Source organism: Pasteurellaceae bacterium RH1A, assembly GCA_012221805.1.
Lineage (GTDB): Bacteria > Pseudomonadota > Gammaproteobacteria > Enterobacterales > Pasteurellaceae > RH1A.
This window is the reverse complement of record CP015195.1, coordinates 1,540,649-1,554,665: the sequence shown is the minus strand read 5'-3', so window position 1 is coordinate 1,554,665 and position 14,017 is coordinate 1,540,649. Positions and strand designations below refer to the sequence as shown.

Sequence of the window (14,017 nt, the reverse complement as noted above, 5' to 3'; positions counted from 1 at the left end):
CTATAAGTCTGAGCCGAGGCCGATGTAAAACTGAATGCCCTTTTCATTATTGGGCGAACGCACAGGAGTGGCTATATCTAGCTTGATGGCCCCAATGGGCGAGGCCCAGCGTACGCCCAGGCCTGCGCCAGAATGGAGGTTGGCCCCCTTGAAATCTCGGGCGGACAGGCCGGTATCATAAAAGGCCGCTGCCCACCAGTTGGGGTAAACCTGGTATTGGTATTCGGCTGCACTGGTCATGAGGTGGGAGCCGCCTGTGAGTTTGCCATCGCTGCCCCGTGGCGAGATGTCTCGGTAGCCAAAGCCCCGCACGCTCATATCTCCGCCGGCAAAGTAGCGTAGGGCAGGTGTGATGCGGTCAAAGTTTTTGGAATTAAGATAGCCCACTTCTGCCCGCAGGTAGAAACGGTGGTTTTGGGCCAGGGTGCGTACCCAAGCGCTGGAGGCCTTGATGCGGTAGAAATCCACATCCGATCCCACCAATTTTGTGCCATAGTCCACCGTCAGTTTTTGGCTGTCGCCCCAAAGTGGGTAGCGGTTGCCGTCTGTGCGGGTGCGGTTAAGGGAGGCAGTTGGATAGACCAAGAGGGTCTTCTGTTTTTCTTGATTGCCCTGTTGGAAGGCATCGTAACGGGCTTTCAAACCACCTGAAAAAGACCAGCCCGTTTCGTGGGTCCAAAAGCGTTGGGCAGCGGCAGAAATCCCCGTATATTTGGTGTCGTTACGGTCTTCCCGCTCCAGGCTGCCTGAAAATTGGTAGTAGTAATTAAGGGGCTGTTCCTTAATGGGAATATTGTAGGCGAACTCAAAACGCTGTTCAGGCTTGGAAATATAGGTGGCACTTTCAATATTATGGCCACGGTTATTGAGCCAGGGCTTTTTCCAGTTAAGTTGCAGGCGAGGGCCATCATCGGTGGCAAAACCAATCCCGACCTCGACCAAATTGCGTTTTTGTGGCACAAAGAGTAAATCCAAGTCCACGATTTTATCCTGCTCGTTTAAATGAGGTTCAACCAAGACCGAGCTAAACCACTTGCTGGAGGAGTAGTCGCTGGTGATCTTGCTTAAATCGTTCATTAAATAGTCTTCATCGGTGTGAATACGCAGGATATTACGCAGGTAGTCCTCACGGATTTGGCTGCCCTTAAAGGCGATCTTGCCATACTTATAGCGTGTGCCACTGTCATAGGCCAAGCGCCAGTCGGCAATATGCTCTTTGGGGTAAACCTCCAGACGGTTATAAAGCCAGGTGCCGTCAAAATAGCCCCGTTTTTGGGCCAGGGTTTCAATCTCGCCCTTAAAGTTGTCGTAGGTTTCGTGATTAAGCACGGTTCCCTTTTTAGGCACCTCTTTCAGCACCTTTTCAAACTCGCTGTCCTGGCTGGCTTGACCTGTCAGGCTGATGTCGGTTTCATTGATTTTAACGGGCTGATCTAGCTGAACTTGCAGGGTCAGCACATCGCCGCTTTGGCTGAAATGGTATTGGGTGTTGTAATAGCCCAAGGCCCGCAGGCCCTTGTCCACGGCTTGTTGCACCACATACTGGTGGCGTTCAGACCCATCTGCTACTTCATTTTTAAGCTGGTCTAGGTAGATATTGACGTTATCCAGCAGCGCCCCTTTTGGGATGCCCTCCACCTTGAGCGTGACGGAGGCGTGTGCATAGGCACTAAGGCTGAGAAGGCCCAAGGTTAAGAGATAATGAGAGGCAAGTTTCACAAGCAAGGTCCTTTTATCTTCGTGGTTTTCAAAATTTTCTGATTGTACCTGTAAATCGTTTTTTTTTAAACAAGGTTTTTCTCTTTTGTTTTCAGCTGTTTAGACGGAGAAGTTGGGGAAATGTTCCGATACTTTGTTAGACCCGGCAAAGATTGATATTGCCTTCTTGCTAAAGGTGTCTATAATGTATCTACTTTTTTAGTGGAGGAACAAGATGCAACTACAAATCAAAAAATGGGGAAATAGTGCGGCTGTTCGTTTACCTCAGGCGGTTTTAGCCCAGTTTCAGTTAAGTGAAAATGATCACTTTAATGTCGAAATTCACCGTGATAGCCTGGTGCTCAAGCCCATTAAGCCCAAAAAGTACGACATCAAAACCCTGATGGCTGAAATGCAGGAGGGCTTACCCCTTGTTGAGGGCTGGGATGAGATGCCAGCGGTAGGGTTAGAAAAATGAGCTATATACCTAAACGTGGGGATATTATCCATCTTCAATTTGACCCTGCCACAGGGCAAGAAATGAAGGGCGATCATTATGCCTTGGTGGTGAGCAACCAGATCTTTAATCAGCAAGGCTTAGCCTTTGTTTGCCCCATTTCACAGGGCAATGCAGGCCTGGCACGTTCCCGAGGCACCTTGGTGACGCTGATGGGGGCTGGCACGCATACACAAGGGGCGGTGCATTGCCATCAACTTAAGGCACTTGATTGGAAGGCCCGTCAGGCAAAACGTAAAGAAAGTGTGCCTGATTTTATTATTGATGATGTACAAGCTAGGTTAGAAGCCATCTTGGCGGAATAGGGCTTAATATCTTGAATTTTGCAAACACAATCTTAGGAGTAACCATGAAAAAAATCCTGCTTTCGGCCCTTTGTTTGGCCTCTCCCCTTTTATTTAGCCAGCCTGCCCAGGCTCAGGGGCGTTTGACGGTTTATTGCACGGTGCAAAATGTTACCTGTGAAACCATGACCAAGGTCTTTTCGCAAAAATATGGGGTAGAAACTAATTTTGTCCACGCCGGCACAGGCACGATTTTCGGCAAGATCAAGGCTGAAAAAGACAATCCCCAGGCTGATATTTGGTATGGCGGCACCATCGAGCCGCATTTGCAGGCCGGCGAATTGGGCTTACTTGAGCCTTATCGTTCGCCTAATCAGGCCGACATTTTGCCTGACTTCAAGGATTTGATGGACAAGAAGGGGGATTTGACCTCGGTGGTTTATATGTTGGTGCTGGGGTTTGGGGTTAATACCGAAAAACTTAAAGCCCTGGGCATTGAGCAAATGCCTCAAACCTGGGAGGACTTGTTAGATCCGAAACTCAAGGGCGAAGTCCAACTGCCAGACCCTCGCAGTTCAGGCACCACTTACACCATTATGGCCACTCTCATCCAGCTCTTGGGCGAAGAAAAGGCCTTTGATTACCTCAAAAAATTGGATGTGAATATCCCCCAATATGTAAAAAGCAGCCTGGTGACCTCTAATCTTGCTCGAGGCGAAACGGCCGTCACAGTCGGCTTTGTCCACGCCTATGCTACGGAAAAAGAAAAGGGTGCGCCAGTTGAGGCGGTATTGCCCCAAGGCCAACTGGGCTATGCCTTGGGCGGGGCCAGTATTTTGAAAGGGGCCAGAAACTTGGACAATGCCAAGTTATTTATGGATTGGGTACTTAGCCCTGAAGCCCAGGAAATCCCTTGGCGGGAAAACCACGTTTACCAAATTCCAACCAATATCAAGGCCGCTCATTCACCTAAATCGGTTGATCCTAAAGCGATGGAATTACTGAATTTTGATTTTGAGAAGTTTGGCACCAGTGAGGAGGGTAAACGCTTGATTGAGAAGTGGGTAGCGGAGATTAAGGCCGGCAAATAGTCGCTAGACGCGACAAGCGGGTCAGAATTTGCAAAAACTTGCAAATCTTGGCCCGCTTGTGGTATTAAGTGGCATATAGGACAAAATAGTTGGTCTTTTTGCACTTTATGCTTCTATAGGACAAAAAAGTTGGTAAGGATTATTTTAAAGGATCTTTACCAGCTCTTTTTATTCAAAAAATCCTGTATAAACAAGATCTTATGCTTTCTTGTTAAACCGCTGTGCGGGCGTAATTTGTCTTTTAACTCCTTAAATAAACCCTCAATCCTATTTGTTGTCTTTTCAATATTTAACTCAGGATGTTTCTCATAGGTAAAAATATAATCATAATAACGCTTAATACTCGCAGCAGCACTTCTTACACTTCGATGTTTATAAGGGTATTTCCCTTTGTCATTTGGTTTATCTGACCGTTCATTTAAAAATGATTGATGTTTTTTCTTCCATTCATATATTTTTAAATAAAATTCATTTTTAGAGCTGGTTTTAAGTGTCTTAATAATACTTTTTAGTTCTCTTCCCGCATGTGATTGGTGCTTCTTTCGCAATGCCCTCATTACGATTGCGACAAGATGAAACTGACACATCTGTGTTGGTGTATTGAATAAGTCTTTTAATAGACCTCTGCGTCCATCACAGGTAACTGATTGAATAATATAGTTTCTTTCCCTTAAGCAGTTCATCGCTTTCTTGTAATAGATATCTTTTTCTGTTTTGACTATTTGGTGATAAATTACTTTTTTGTAGAGCTATCAACAAACACCATTACACCAAAATCCCGGTGAAAGAATGTTGTATCAATAATTAAGTTCAAGTATGTGTTTTGAGGTTTATTTAAGGAGGATTTAGGGTGTTTCTCTAAATATCTTCGAATAGTTCGAGAAGAGCAGGAGTATTTTTCTGCTAGCTGTGCTTGTGTTTGTTTTCCAGATGAATAATCAAGCCAAATTCTTTCAGGATCTAATTTATTTTTAAACGTAAATGTTTTATTACAGCTAAGACATTTATAACGCTGTAAATTATTTTGTTTGCCATACTTCTGGATTGGGGAATGTTGGCAGAAAGGACAGTTTTTTGTGCATATTTCAAAAAGAGGGCTTAAAGCCTTGTACTATAAGGCTTTAAGCCACTTTTTACCAACTATTTTGTCCTATATGCCTATTAAGTCTGATATAACTTACTTTTCAATGCTAAATTTCAGGGCTGGGAAGTGAATATCATCCACCTTCACTGCCAAGGAATATTGGCCGATAGGATCTCTCTTATCAAAGGTCCAGCAGGTTTCCACATATTCGCTATTGACCGACTTATGTTTATTGCGGGTCACAACATGGCGGGTATTGTTGTTGGAAGACTGGGTGGTCATATTGGGCGAAATAAACTTACCGCCTTTAGGCGAGGTAAATTCCTCAATCACTAGGGCCGTTTCTTTTACTGGTGTGTCAAGGGTGTACCAGCATAGGCGCAGGTTCTTGTTAGAACGTGAGAGCTTAAGGGATTTTGTGTCCTTCGGCACCTTGCCTGAAAAATCAAAAACAGATAGAACCAAACGTGGGGGATGCTCTGGAGCCTGCTTTTGTTCTGCTGCAAAAACAGGGCTTGCTAGGGCTGCTGCCAGGGCGATTGTGATAAATTTTTTCATATTAAGTCCTCTTAATGTTGACTATCTTGATGGGCCTTACGCAGGGCTTGGGCGACCATGGCAATGGCCTCGCCACTGCTGATACCTTTCTGCATAAGGGCTTGAATTTGTTCAACAGCCTCTTGTTGCTGTTCGTGGCTTAAGCCAAGAAGGGCTTGATTATCCATATTTTTTCCTGATTGTCTAGTTTTTAGCTTGAGCCTAGGCTACCAACGGCCGCTGGCGCCACCGCCACCAAAGCTGCCGCCGCCGAAGCCACCGCCGCCACCGCTGCGTCCTCCACCAAAACCACCGCCAAAGCTGCCGCGGTTGCGGCTCATGCCTTCAATGGTACGAATTACCTGTCCTGCCTGGTTTGGGCTGATGTAGGTTTTTGAGCCTCTTGGAGCGAAAATAAAGAAAATAATCACCGCTAAAATCAGGAAGATTTCAAAGCCTTCAAAGGGGCTTTCTTCTTCATGGGCTGCTGCTGGCAGGGCCTCATATTCGCCCTGGGTGGCGGCAATAATGGAGGACAGGCCTTTGGCAATGCCCTGGGCGTAAAGTTCCTGTCTGAAATAGGGCAGAATGTCGTTGCGGATAATGCTGGAGGCAATGGCATCAGGCAGGACGGCCTCTAGTCCTCGGCCAGTGGAAATATTGACTGCCCGGTCGTTTTTGGCCACCAGCAAAAGCACGCCATTATTGAGCTTGCTGCGGCCAATGCCCCATTTTTCGCCTAAATTGGCTCCGTACATGGCAATCTCTTCCCCGTTGGTGGAGGGAATGATGACCACGGCAATTTGGGAGCTGGTCTTTTGGCTGTAGCCTTGCAGGGCATTTTCCAGGGTTTGCCATTCGTTAGGGCTTAAGGTCTGAGTGTAGTCTGACACATAGCGAAAAGGATTGGGCACACTGGGGTAGTTATTGGCCCAGGTATTTAGGCTTAAAACGAGGGCAAAGAAGAAGAGATAAGCACGTTTGATCATTTGATTATCACCTCATTTGGTAATTCGTTTTGGTCATTTTCCTTGCGAGGAAAATGATGGGCCAGTTCTACTTGCACGGCCTCAATCCCTCGGCAGATGGCCTGGGTAAAACATGCTGCCTGGCAGTCCTGCTTCATGGCATCATAGATTTTTTGCCAGAAATCGGGGGCGACCTTTTGATGGATGCCCTTATCGCCAATAATGGCCAGGTGGTGGGGCTTGAAGGACAAATAAATCAGCACGGCATTGCGATCGGCCGTTTCATACATCTTGAGTGCGTTGAAGACTTCCGTGGCCCGCTCCATGGCCTGATCAGTTTTGCTTTTACGCTCAACTACCACCCGCAATTCGGCAGAGCTGGCCTGCTCCAATTTGGCAATGGCCTGTTCGATTTGGGTTGTGTCAATCGGCAATTTTTTTTGAAGAAAAGAGAGTAGTCCCATAGTCTTTGCCTTGGCTGACAAGCGGTAGGATTTTTGCAGATTTTTGCAAAAAAGTGACCGCTTGTAAGGTGTTATTAAACTTATGAATGATAGCGCCAGCCTCCGGGCTGGTGCTGATTATGCTTGACGATTAAGGCACCAGCCTGGAGGCTGGCGCTATCATGATGGCATAAGGCTAGTTAAAATTCACCACTGGTGCCTTTTCAGACCCAGCTTCAGCCTTAAACTGTGGCTTGGTTTGGAAGCCAAAGATCATGGCCACAAACTTGGTTGGCATTTGGCGAACTTGGGTGTTATAGCCCTTGACCGCATTGTTGAAGTTATTACGCTCAACATTGATACGGTTTTCCGTGCCTTCAATTTGGGCCTGGAGGTTGAGGAAGCCTTCGTGAGCCTTGAGTTCAGGGTATTTTTCCACACTCACCAAGAGGCGGGATAGGGCAGAGTTTACACCCTGTTGAGCTTCTTGGAACTTGGCCATTTGTTCTTCGGTTGCTGTGCTTGGGTCAATGGTTACGGCTGTGGCCTTGGCACGGGCTTCGATTACAGAAGTCAGGGTTTCTTGCTCGAAGTTAGCCTGGCCCTTAACGGTATTAACTAGGTTTGGGATTAAATCCGCCCGGCGTTGGTAGGCCGATTCCACATTGGCCCAAACCGAATTGATGTCTTCTTCGGCCTTAACCAAGTCGTTATAACTGTCTTTGAGTACCACATAACCTAAGCCGCCAATCCCTAGAATGGCGACGAGTAAGATGACACACCACTTTTTCATTTGCTTTTCCTCTTATGGATAGATAAAAAATAAGCGGACCTAAGCCCGCTTATCATACATTTACTTGAAATTAGCGACGTAAACCTAAACGTGCAATTGTTTCAGAATAAAGTGCTAGGTTTGTACGTTTTAGGTAATCTAAAAGTTTACGACGACGAGAAACCATACGCAATAAACCACGACGACCATGGTGGTCTTTCTTGTGCACCGCAAAGTGGGCTTGAAGGTGGTTGATTTGTGCAGTTAATAATGCGATTTGAACTTCTGATGAACCAGTATCTTTGGCATCACGGCCGAAATCAGCAACGATAGCTGCTTTTTTTTCTGTGCTTAGAGACATTTTTTACTCCTAAAAGGATAGGTTAATATTCATCAATAGCCGATCTCTAATTCAGCTACGACACGAGAAGCCCGCATTCTATACAAAATACGGGCCAAGTCAAGGTTTAATGCTTGTTTGAGGGGGTTAAATATTCTTCTTTGTTAGGATCGACCGTTTTGGCCTTTTGGATGCTCTTTTCAATGGTGGTGCCTTGCACCAAAATAGAGAACATCACCACAGAGTAGGTCATGATCAAAATCAGATCCCGCACATCCATGCCCGTATCGCCAATATAAGCCGTTTTGGCCGGAATTGACAGGGCCATGGCCAGGGCTAGGCCGCCCCGCAAACCACCCCAGGTCATAATTTTGAGGGTGTAGGGGTTGTAGGTACGGAACTGTTGCAGGAGCTTATAAGGCATCCAAAGGCTGATATAGCGGCCAGCCAGGCAAACAGGGACGGCGATAATCATTAAAATAATGCCGTAGATATTAAAGTCGATCAGCAAAATAGCAAAACCAATCAGGAAGAAGAGCAGGGAGTTGAGAAAGTGGTCAATCATTTCCCAAAAGTGATCCAAATAACGCTGGCTTTGCTCGGAGAAGCCTGAATGCCGAGTCCAATTGCCGATCATGATGCCTGATACCACCATGGCTAAAGCGCCTGAAACGTGCAAATAGTTGTTGGCCAGCATAAAGCCAGCGGTTGGAATGGTCAGGGTCAGGAGGATTTCCATACTCCCGTCATCGGTATTGGAAATTAGGATATGGGCGATAAAACCAAAGACAAAGCCCAGCAAAATCCCGCCAATGGCCTCATGCAAGAAGAGGCTGATTACACCGCCAAAGGTGGCTTCTTGGCCACCAAAGGCCACGGCAAAAACGGTCACAAAAATCACCAAGCCCACGCCATCGTTAAAGAGGGATTCGCCCTCTACCTGCATGGAAAGGCGGCGGGGGGCCCGTAGGTTCTTGATAATGGCCAGCACGGCAATGGGGTCGGTTGGCGAGATAAGGGCCCCAAACACAATACAATAGATTAAATCAATGGGCAGGCCAATCAGGTGGGCAAAGCCATAAATCAGAAGGCCGATTAAGAGGGTTGAGCAGAAGGTAGAAAAAAGGGCGAAAATGGAGATTTCCCATTTTTGGTCTTTCAGAATAGGCAGCTTAATGCCCAGGGAGCCCGCAAAGAGCAGGAAGCCTAGAATACCGTTGAGGAGGAAGCTCTTAAAATCAATTTGTTCCATCACATCCTTAGCAACGGTGTCAATATTAAACCAGCCCAGCCAGCCTAAAATCATTAAAAGCATGGAACCAATCATGGCGGCGGCAGTAATGGCAATGGTGGATTGAACTTTATCATTGATTTTACTGGTGAAAAAGCCCAGCAAGATGGCTAAAGCTGCCAAAAAGCAGAGGTAAGCGTAAATACTCATAGAGAACCTTTAGCTTGTTTAGGGGGAAGTTAAGAAGCCTAAATTAAACCAATTTCAGCCCCATAAGTAAAGCGAAAGATAGGGAATTACCCTCTTTTAGGTAAAATTGTGGTTTGAGAAATGCTGGGCTTATCAGTAAATCTAAGGAGTATCAAGGCTAAGGTCTGATTTTTATTGACCAAAAATAAAAATTTACTTTAAAATGCAAGAATTATGGGAAGAGCAACAGAATTTCAAATCTCCCCAGCTATGATTGGCTGGATTGCAGAACGTGAAAATACCGAGCCTCAAGGCTTGGCAGAGTTGCTTGCTCCGAAAAAAGTTGAGCAATTTTTAGCTGGCGTGGTGAATAAAAGCATTGCTGAAAAATTAGCGAGATTAGCAAATATTCCCTTTGGTTATCTGTTTCTTTCCCAGCCACCTGTTATCAATAATCCCCAAATTCCTGATTTGCGTCAAACTGTTGGTGCAGAACCGCTAAGCAAAGATTTTATCGATGTACTCAAAGATATCGAACGTAAAGTGGATTGGTATAAAGAATTTTTACTTGAAAATGGCGATGATACCCCGCGCGAATTTGTTAATAAATTCCCCTATTCCACTACGCCCAATTACATTGATGTTGCCCAAGATATTGCAAAAACGATCGATTTTTTTATTGAGCGTGATTTGCCAAACACTTCTCGTGAAAACTACTACCGTAAACTCTCTGCACGTTTTGAAAAAATCGGCATTCTGATTTTTAAAAATGGTGTAGTGGGCAACAACAATAAGCGTAAATTGAATGTGGAAGAGTTTCGTGGTTTTGCACTCATTGATAATCTTGTCCCAGCAATTTTTATTAATAATGCTGATCATCCATCTGCACAACTGTTCACCTTATTGCACGAAGTAGCACATATTTGGATTGGGCAAAATGGCGTATCTTCTTGGAATCAAGATAGAGCGGTCGAGGCCTTTTGCAATAAGGTTGCTGCTGAATTTCTGATGCCAGAAGCCCTATTTTTAGCCAAATGGGCAGAGAGCGATGAGAATCATGCTGAATATGTAGCAAATTATTTCAAAGTAAGCCAACTTGCAACGGTGGTAAAAGCTGTTCAACTTAATTTATTGCCACAGGAGGCAATTGAACAGGCAAGAAAACAACTCAAAGCGGCTCCTCAAGAAACCAATACAGGTGGACACTTCTACAATATGTTCCCTGTAAAAAATAGCCACCGCTTCACCGATGCTGTAGTTAATCAAGCAATGAGCTTGAATTTGCCATTAAGAGAAGCTGGAAAACTACTCAATGTTCATGCTGATACTGTAGTGGGCTACTATCGTCATAAAAGGAAGGAATTATGGAACGCTTCCTAATTGATGCCAATATTTTTATTACCGCCAAAAATCTCTATTATCAATTCAGCTTTTGCCAAGCTTTTTGGGATTTTCTCTCCACAATGCACCAAAAAGGCATTATATTTAGCATTCAAGCTGTGAAGCAAGAAATGCTACGACAAAACGATGACTTGGCAAATTGGGTGAATGCACAAGCGGATACCTTTTTTGAAGATCAGTACCAATCGGCAGTAAGTTACGCCACACTAATGAACTATGCACAAGGGCTAAATGTCCAACAAATTGCCAAAGATGACTTTGCTAAACAAGAGAATGCCGATGCCTGGCTATTAGCACACGCCCTTGAACATAACTTTACCATCATTACACACGAAACTTTAATCCTGCTGCGAAAAAACGTATTATGATTCCCAATGTCGCTCAAGATCACAATATCAAGGTAGTGACGCTCTTTGAGTTTTTAGAGCGTTTTGCCGACCAGGGCTTTATTCCTAAACCTTAACCGCCTCCACGGCGGTTTTTCTTTGCTCTCCTCTGACTACTTTTGCAAAATCTCCCCTTAATTCTCCCGCTTGCAATGCCTTAGGCTCTCTCTTTCCTGCTATTTTTACAGCGTTTCGGAATGTTTCTTGTTTTTTGTACACTTTAGAAAAATACCTATTTAACTAATTGAAACTAAAAGGGAAAAAAACCTTGTTTAAAAAAAGGTGATTTATCAGTATAATCCCCCACAATTTTCTTCAAATTAGGATTTTGTCAAATGATTGAAAAAATGCATGAAAAAACCAACAGTTTTGCCTTTAAGCTGATTTTTACTGCCGTTTCCCTTTCCTTTGTTTTGGGCGGCGTCAGTGTAGGTGGCTCGCTCCTGTATGGTGATGATAATGCAGTGGCCAAGGTAAATGGGGAGAGCATTGATCAACAAACCTTTTCTGCTGCTAGAAGCCGTGAGCAAAATATCTTGTTGTCTCAAATGGGAGAGGACTTTTGGAAGATTGTAGATAACCCTGAGACAGCAAAACAGTTCAATCAAGGGGTTTTAAATAAGCTGATTGATGAGCGCCTTTTACGCCAATATATGACCGATCTTAAATTAGGGGTGACTGCTGACCAAATTAAATCGGCCATCGTTCATGATGCCTCCTTCCAGAAAGACGGCCGTTTCAGCAATGAGCTTTATCAAATGGTCTTGCGTCAAAATAATATTTCAGCAGACCGTTTTGCCAGTATTGTGGCCGAGGGGATCTTAAGCTCCCAGCTGGAAGAAGGTCTGGCTTCAACCCACTTTATGACCCCAGTCCAGCAGGAAGCCTTGGCCAAATTCAGCCTGCAAAGCCGTGAATATCGCGCAGCTATCCTGCCTTTGGCAGAAGCGGCTCAGAAGCAAAGCGTAACAGACGCCGAAGTTCAGGCCTATTTTGAGGCCAACCAAGCCAAGTTTGCAGAGCCTGAAAAATTAAGCGTAGAATATTTCAGTTTCACCCCTGCGGATGTAGCCAAAAATATCAAGGTGTCTGATGAGCAGATCAAAAATTACTACGAAATCAATAAGGCCCGCTTTGTCACCCAGGGCGAAGCCCGCTTGGCCCATATTCAGCTGGCCAATGCAGAAGCAGCCAAAGAAGTGGAAGCCGCTCTACAAGCGGGGCAGGATTTTGCAGAACTTGCAAAAATCAAGTCAGCCGATCCTCTATCTGCTAACCAAGGCGGTGATCTAGGTTGGGCCAAGCCAGGGGTTTTCCCGTCTGCCTTTGAACAGGCAGCCAATAACCTTCAAGCTGGCCAGTTCAGCCAGCCTGTGCAGGTGGATGGCGCTTTCCATATTATCAAGGTCTTAGAGCGTAAGCCAACCACGGCCTTAAGTTTGGATGAGGTTAAGGCACAAATTAAGGATCGCTTAACTCAAGAAGAAACAGCCGCCAAATATTCTGAAATCATTGGTGAAATCAGTAACAAGGCCAACCAGCTTTCACTGGCAGAACTGGCTCAGTTGGCGGGGGTTGAGGTGCAAAAAAACGAGCAATTCACGCCAGATAATCTGCCTCAAGCCTTGGATAATGAGAAGATTACCAATGTATTATTTGCCAAGGACTTCCGCACCACAGGCGAACTATCAGAGGCCATTGATTTAAGCACGGCTGCGGAAGCTCGCTCCATGTTCCTCAAGGTTAGCCAGTTTGAGGCCTCTCGCCCGCAAACCTTTGAAGAGGCTAAGGCACAGGCAGAAAGCGCCCTGAAACAAGACAAGGCAGAAAAAGCCTTAACTGCCCAAGCCCAAGACATGGTGGAAAAACTAACCAAGGGTGAAAGCGTGAGCATTTCATTTAGCCCGAAAGCCACAAGCCGCTATGCAGACTCCGCTTTGTCGCCTGTGTTAGCACAAGATCTTTTTGCCATGCCAAAACCGCTTAATGGCCCAAGTTACAAGGCCAGTCGTGCGGCAAATGGCGATGTGGTGGTCTTGGCCCTAGACAGTGTAACCGATGGTAGCCTAGCTGACTTCCAACAAGTGGCCCAAGCCGTGGAATGGGCCGAGCGGGCAGATCTGACCCGTGTCGTGGTGCAAGATTTGCGGGAACGTGCCAGCATTGATATTAATGAAGAACTTTTAGATCAGCAAAGCACTTCTCATTAAGTTTCAACCCCGAAATTGGATTTCGGGGTTTCTTTTTACAAGCGGTGTAAAAATCATCAAAACTTGCAAGAGCCCCTCAACCATGCTTAACCACCTAGGGCTTGCCCTGCGTGGGCTAAAATATAACCCGCTTGCCCCATCCTTACAAAACTTTGCGTTTCCCCCCTTTGCTTTGTGGCAAAAATCAGTAAAATGAACGACCGTTCATTAACCCCCAAAAGGTTGGTCTTATGTTTAAGTTTGACGTGTCTCAATCGGAGATGGCACAGCGAATTTTAATGGCGGCCGAGGTGTTAATGGCTCGTGAAGGTGTGCAAAATCTTTCTACACATAAAATCGCCAAAGAGGCCAAGCTCTCGGTTGGCACCATTTATGTGCATTTCAAAGATAAAGATGATTTATTAACTCAACTGGTTTTATTTCTCTTTCAACGCTTTTATCAAGACAGTATGCGACATGCTGCCCCTGGCTTGCCTCTGTTTGAACAGTACCGCAAGATGTGGCTGGGCAAGTGGCATTATTTGCAGAACAATCCCACGATTGTGATGAATATGCACCAATATGAAGCCTTGCCAAAATTTCACGATGTGGTGAAGTTTTGTACCAGTGCGGAGGATATGCCTTGGAACCAATTTTTAGACCGGGGCAGGCAAACAGGTGAGATTGCAAACCTACCCAATAATATGATTTATGCCCTTAGTTTCGGGGTTATCCGTGATTTGGCCTATATTCAGATTATTGAGGGCATACGCTACTCGGAAGCAATGATAGAAGAAATGGTTGAGCGCACCTGGCTGGCCATTCGCCGTTAGGTCGATACTCTCCCTTAAATAGGGAGGGCCAAATGTTTTTTATTTATTCAATAT

The 14,017-nt window shown here is 45.4% G+C and carries 13 protein-coding genes and 2 pseudogenes; 7 read left to right on the top strand and 8 right to left on the bottom strand.

What is annotated here, in order from left to right; genetic code table 11:
• Positions 1-1,719 (bottom strand): hypothetical protein, encoded by a 1,719-nt coding sequence (locus A4G20_07285; GenBank protein QIW16146.1) that lies wholly within the window; start codon positions 1,717-1,719, stop codon positions 1-3.
• Positions 1,720-1,933: 214 nt separating this feature from the next.
• Here A4G20_07285 and A4G20_07280 point away from each other — a divergent pair, with 214 nt between their 5' ends.
• From A4G20_07280 to A4G20_07270, 3 genes are read left to right on the top strand one after another with little or no spacing between them, the layout of a single operon-like run.
• Positions 1,934-2,176, top strand: coding sequence for a hypothetical protein (locus A4G20_07280; GenBank protein ID QIW16145.1), 243 nt, complete (start codon positions 1,934-1,936; stop codon positions 2,174-2,176).
• Positions 2,173-2,520, top strand: coding sequence for a growth inhibitor PemK (locus A4G20_07275; protein QIW16144.1), 348 nt, complete (start codon positions 2,173-2,175; stop codon positions 2,518-2,520). Before A4G20_07280 ends, A4G20_07275 begins: the two co-directional genes overlap by 4 nt.
• 44 nt (positions 2,521-2,564) lie before the next feature.
• Positions 2,565-3,590 carry a hypothetical protein gene (locus A4G20_07270; GenBank protein ID QIW16143.1) on the top strand — a complete coding sequence of 342 codons (1,026 nt, stop codon included), beginning with the start codon at positions 2,565-2,567 and terminating at the stop codon, positions 3,588-3,590.
• Positions 3,591-3,745: 155 nt separating this feature from the next.
• Here the strand turns inward: A4G20_07270 and A4G20_07265 are convergent.
• The 7 genes and pseudogenes from A4G20_07265 to A4G20_07235 all read right to left on the bottom strand — a co-directional run bounded on the left by A4G20_07265 (position 3,746) and on the right by A4G20_07235 (position 9,175).
• Positions 3,746-4,356, bottom strand: a pseudogene (locus A4G20_07265) (transposase).
• Between the two features lie 411 nt (positions 4,357-4,767).
• The gene (locus A4G20_07260) at positions 4,768-5,232 is read right to left on the bottom strand and encodes a hypothetical protein (GenBank protein ID QIW16142.1); all 465 of its coding nucleotides are present in this window, start codon (positions 5,230-5,232) and stop codon (positions 4,768-4,770) included.
• A gap of 206 nt (positions 5,233-5,438) precedes the next feature.
• On the bottom strand, positions 5,439-6,200 hold the full coding sequence (locus tag A4G20_07255; GenBank protein ID QIW16141.1) for a methanol dehydrogenase: 762 nt from the start codon (positions 6,198-6,200) through the stop codon (positions 5,439-5,441).
• The gene (locus A4G20_07250) at positions 6,197-6,643 is read right to left on the bottom strand and encodes a hypothetical protein (GenBank protein ID QIW16140.1); all 447 of its coding nucleotides are present in this window, start codon (positions 6,641-6,643) and stop codon (positions 6,197-6,199) included. Before A4G20_07250 ends, A4G20_07255 begins: the two co-directional genes overlap by 4 nt.
• Positions 6,644-6,818: 175 nt before the next feature.
• Positions 6,819-7,415 (bottom strand): LemA family protein, encoded by a 597-nt coding sequence (locus A4G20_07245; GenBank protein QIW16139.1) that lies wholly within the window; start codon positions 7,413-7,415, stop codon positions 6,819-6,821.
• Between the two features lie 70 nt (positions 7,416-7,485).
• Complete coding sequence (locus A4G20_07240; GenBank protein QIW16138.1) at positions 7,486-7,755, bottom strand: 30S ribosomal protein S15; 270 nt, start codon at positions 7,753-7,755, stop codon at positions 7,486-7,488.
• A gap of 106 nt (positions 7,756-7,861) precedes the next feature.
• Positions 7,862-9,175 carry a sodium:proton antiporter gene (locus A4G20_07235; protein ID QIW16137.1) on the bottom strand — a complete coding sequence of 438 codons (1,314 nt, stop codon included), beginning with the start codon at positions 9,173-9,175 and terminating at the stop codon, positions 7,862-7,864.
• 249 nt (positions 9,176-9,424) lie between these two features.
• On the opposite strand from A4G20_07235, the gene A4G20_07230 reads away from it, so the two are divergent.
• The 4 genes and pseudogenes from A4G20_07230 to A4G20_07215 all read left to right on the top strand — a co-directional run bounded on the left by A4G20_07230 (position 9,425) and on the right by A4G20_07215 (position 13,963).
• Complete coding sequence (locus tag A4G20_07230) at positions 9,425-10,534, top strand: Zn peptidase (GenBank protein QIW16878.1); 1,110 nt, start codon at positions 9,425-9,427, stop codon at positions 10,532-10,534.
• Positions 10,519-11,018, top strand: a pseudogene (locus A4G20_07225) (hypothetical protein). The gene A4G20_07230 and the pseudogene A4G20_07225 overlap by 16 nt, the downstream one beginning before the upstream one ends.
• 258 nt (positions 11,019-11,276) lie before the next feature.
• Positions 11,277-13,151 (top strand): peptidylprolyl isomerase, encoded by a 1,875-nt coding sequence (locus A4G20_07220; protein QIW16136.1) that lies wholly within the window; start codon positions 11,277-11,279, stop codon positions 13,149-13,151.
• Positions 13,152-13,411: 260 nt separating this feature from the next.
• Positions 13,412-13,963 carry a hypothetical protein gene (locus A4G20_07215; GenBank protein QIW16877.1) on the top strand — a complete coding sequence of 184 codons (552 nt, stop codon included), beginning with the start codon at positions 13,412-13,414 and terminating at the stop codon, positions 13,961-13,963.
• Positions 13,964-14,017 lie beyond the last annotated feature (54 nt).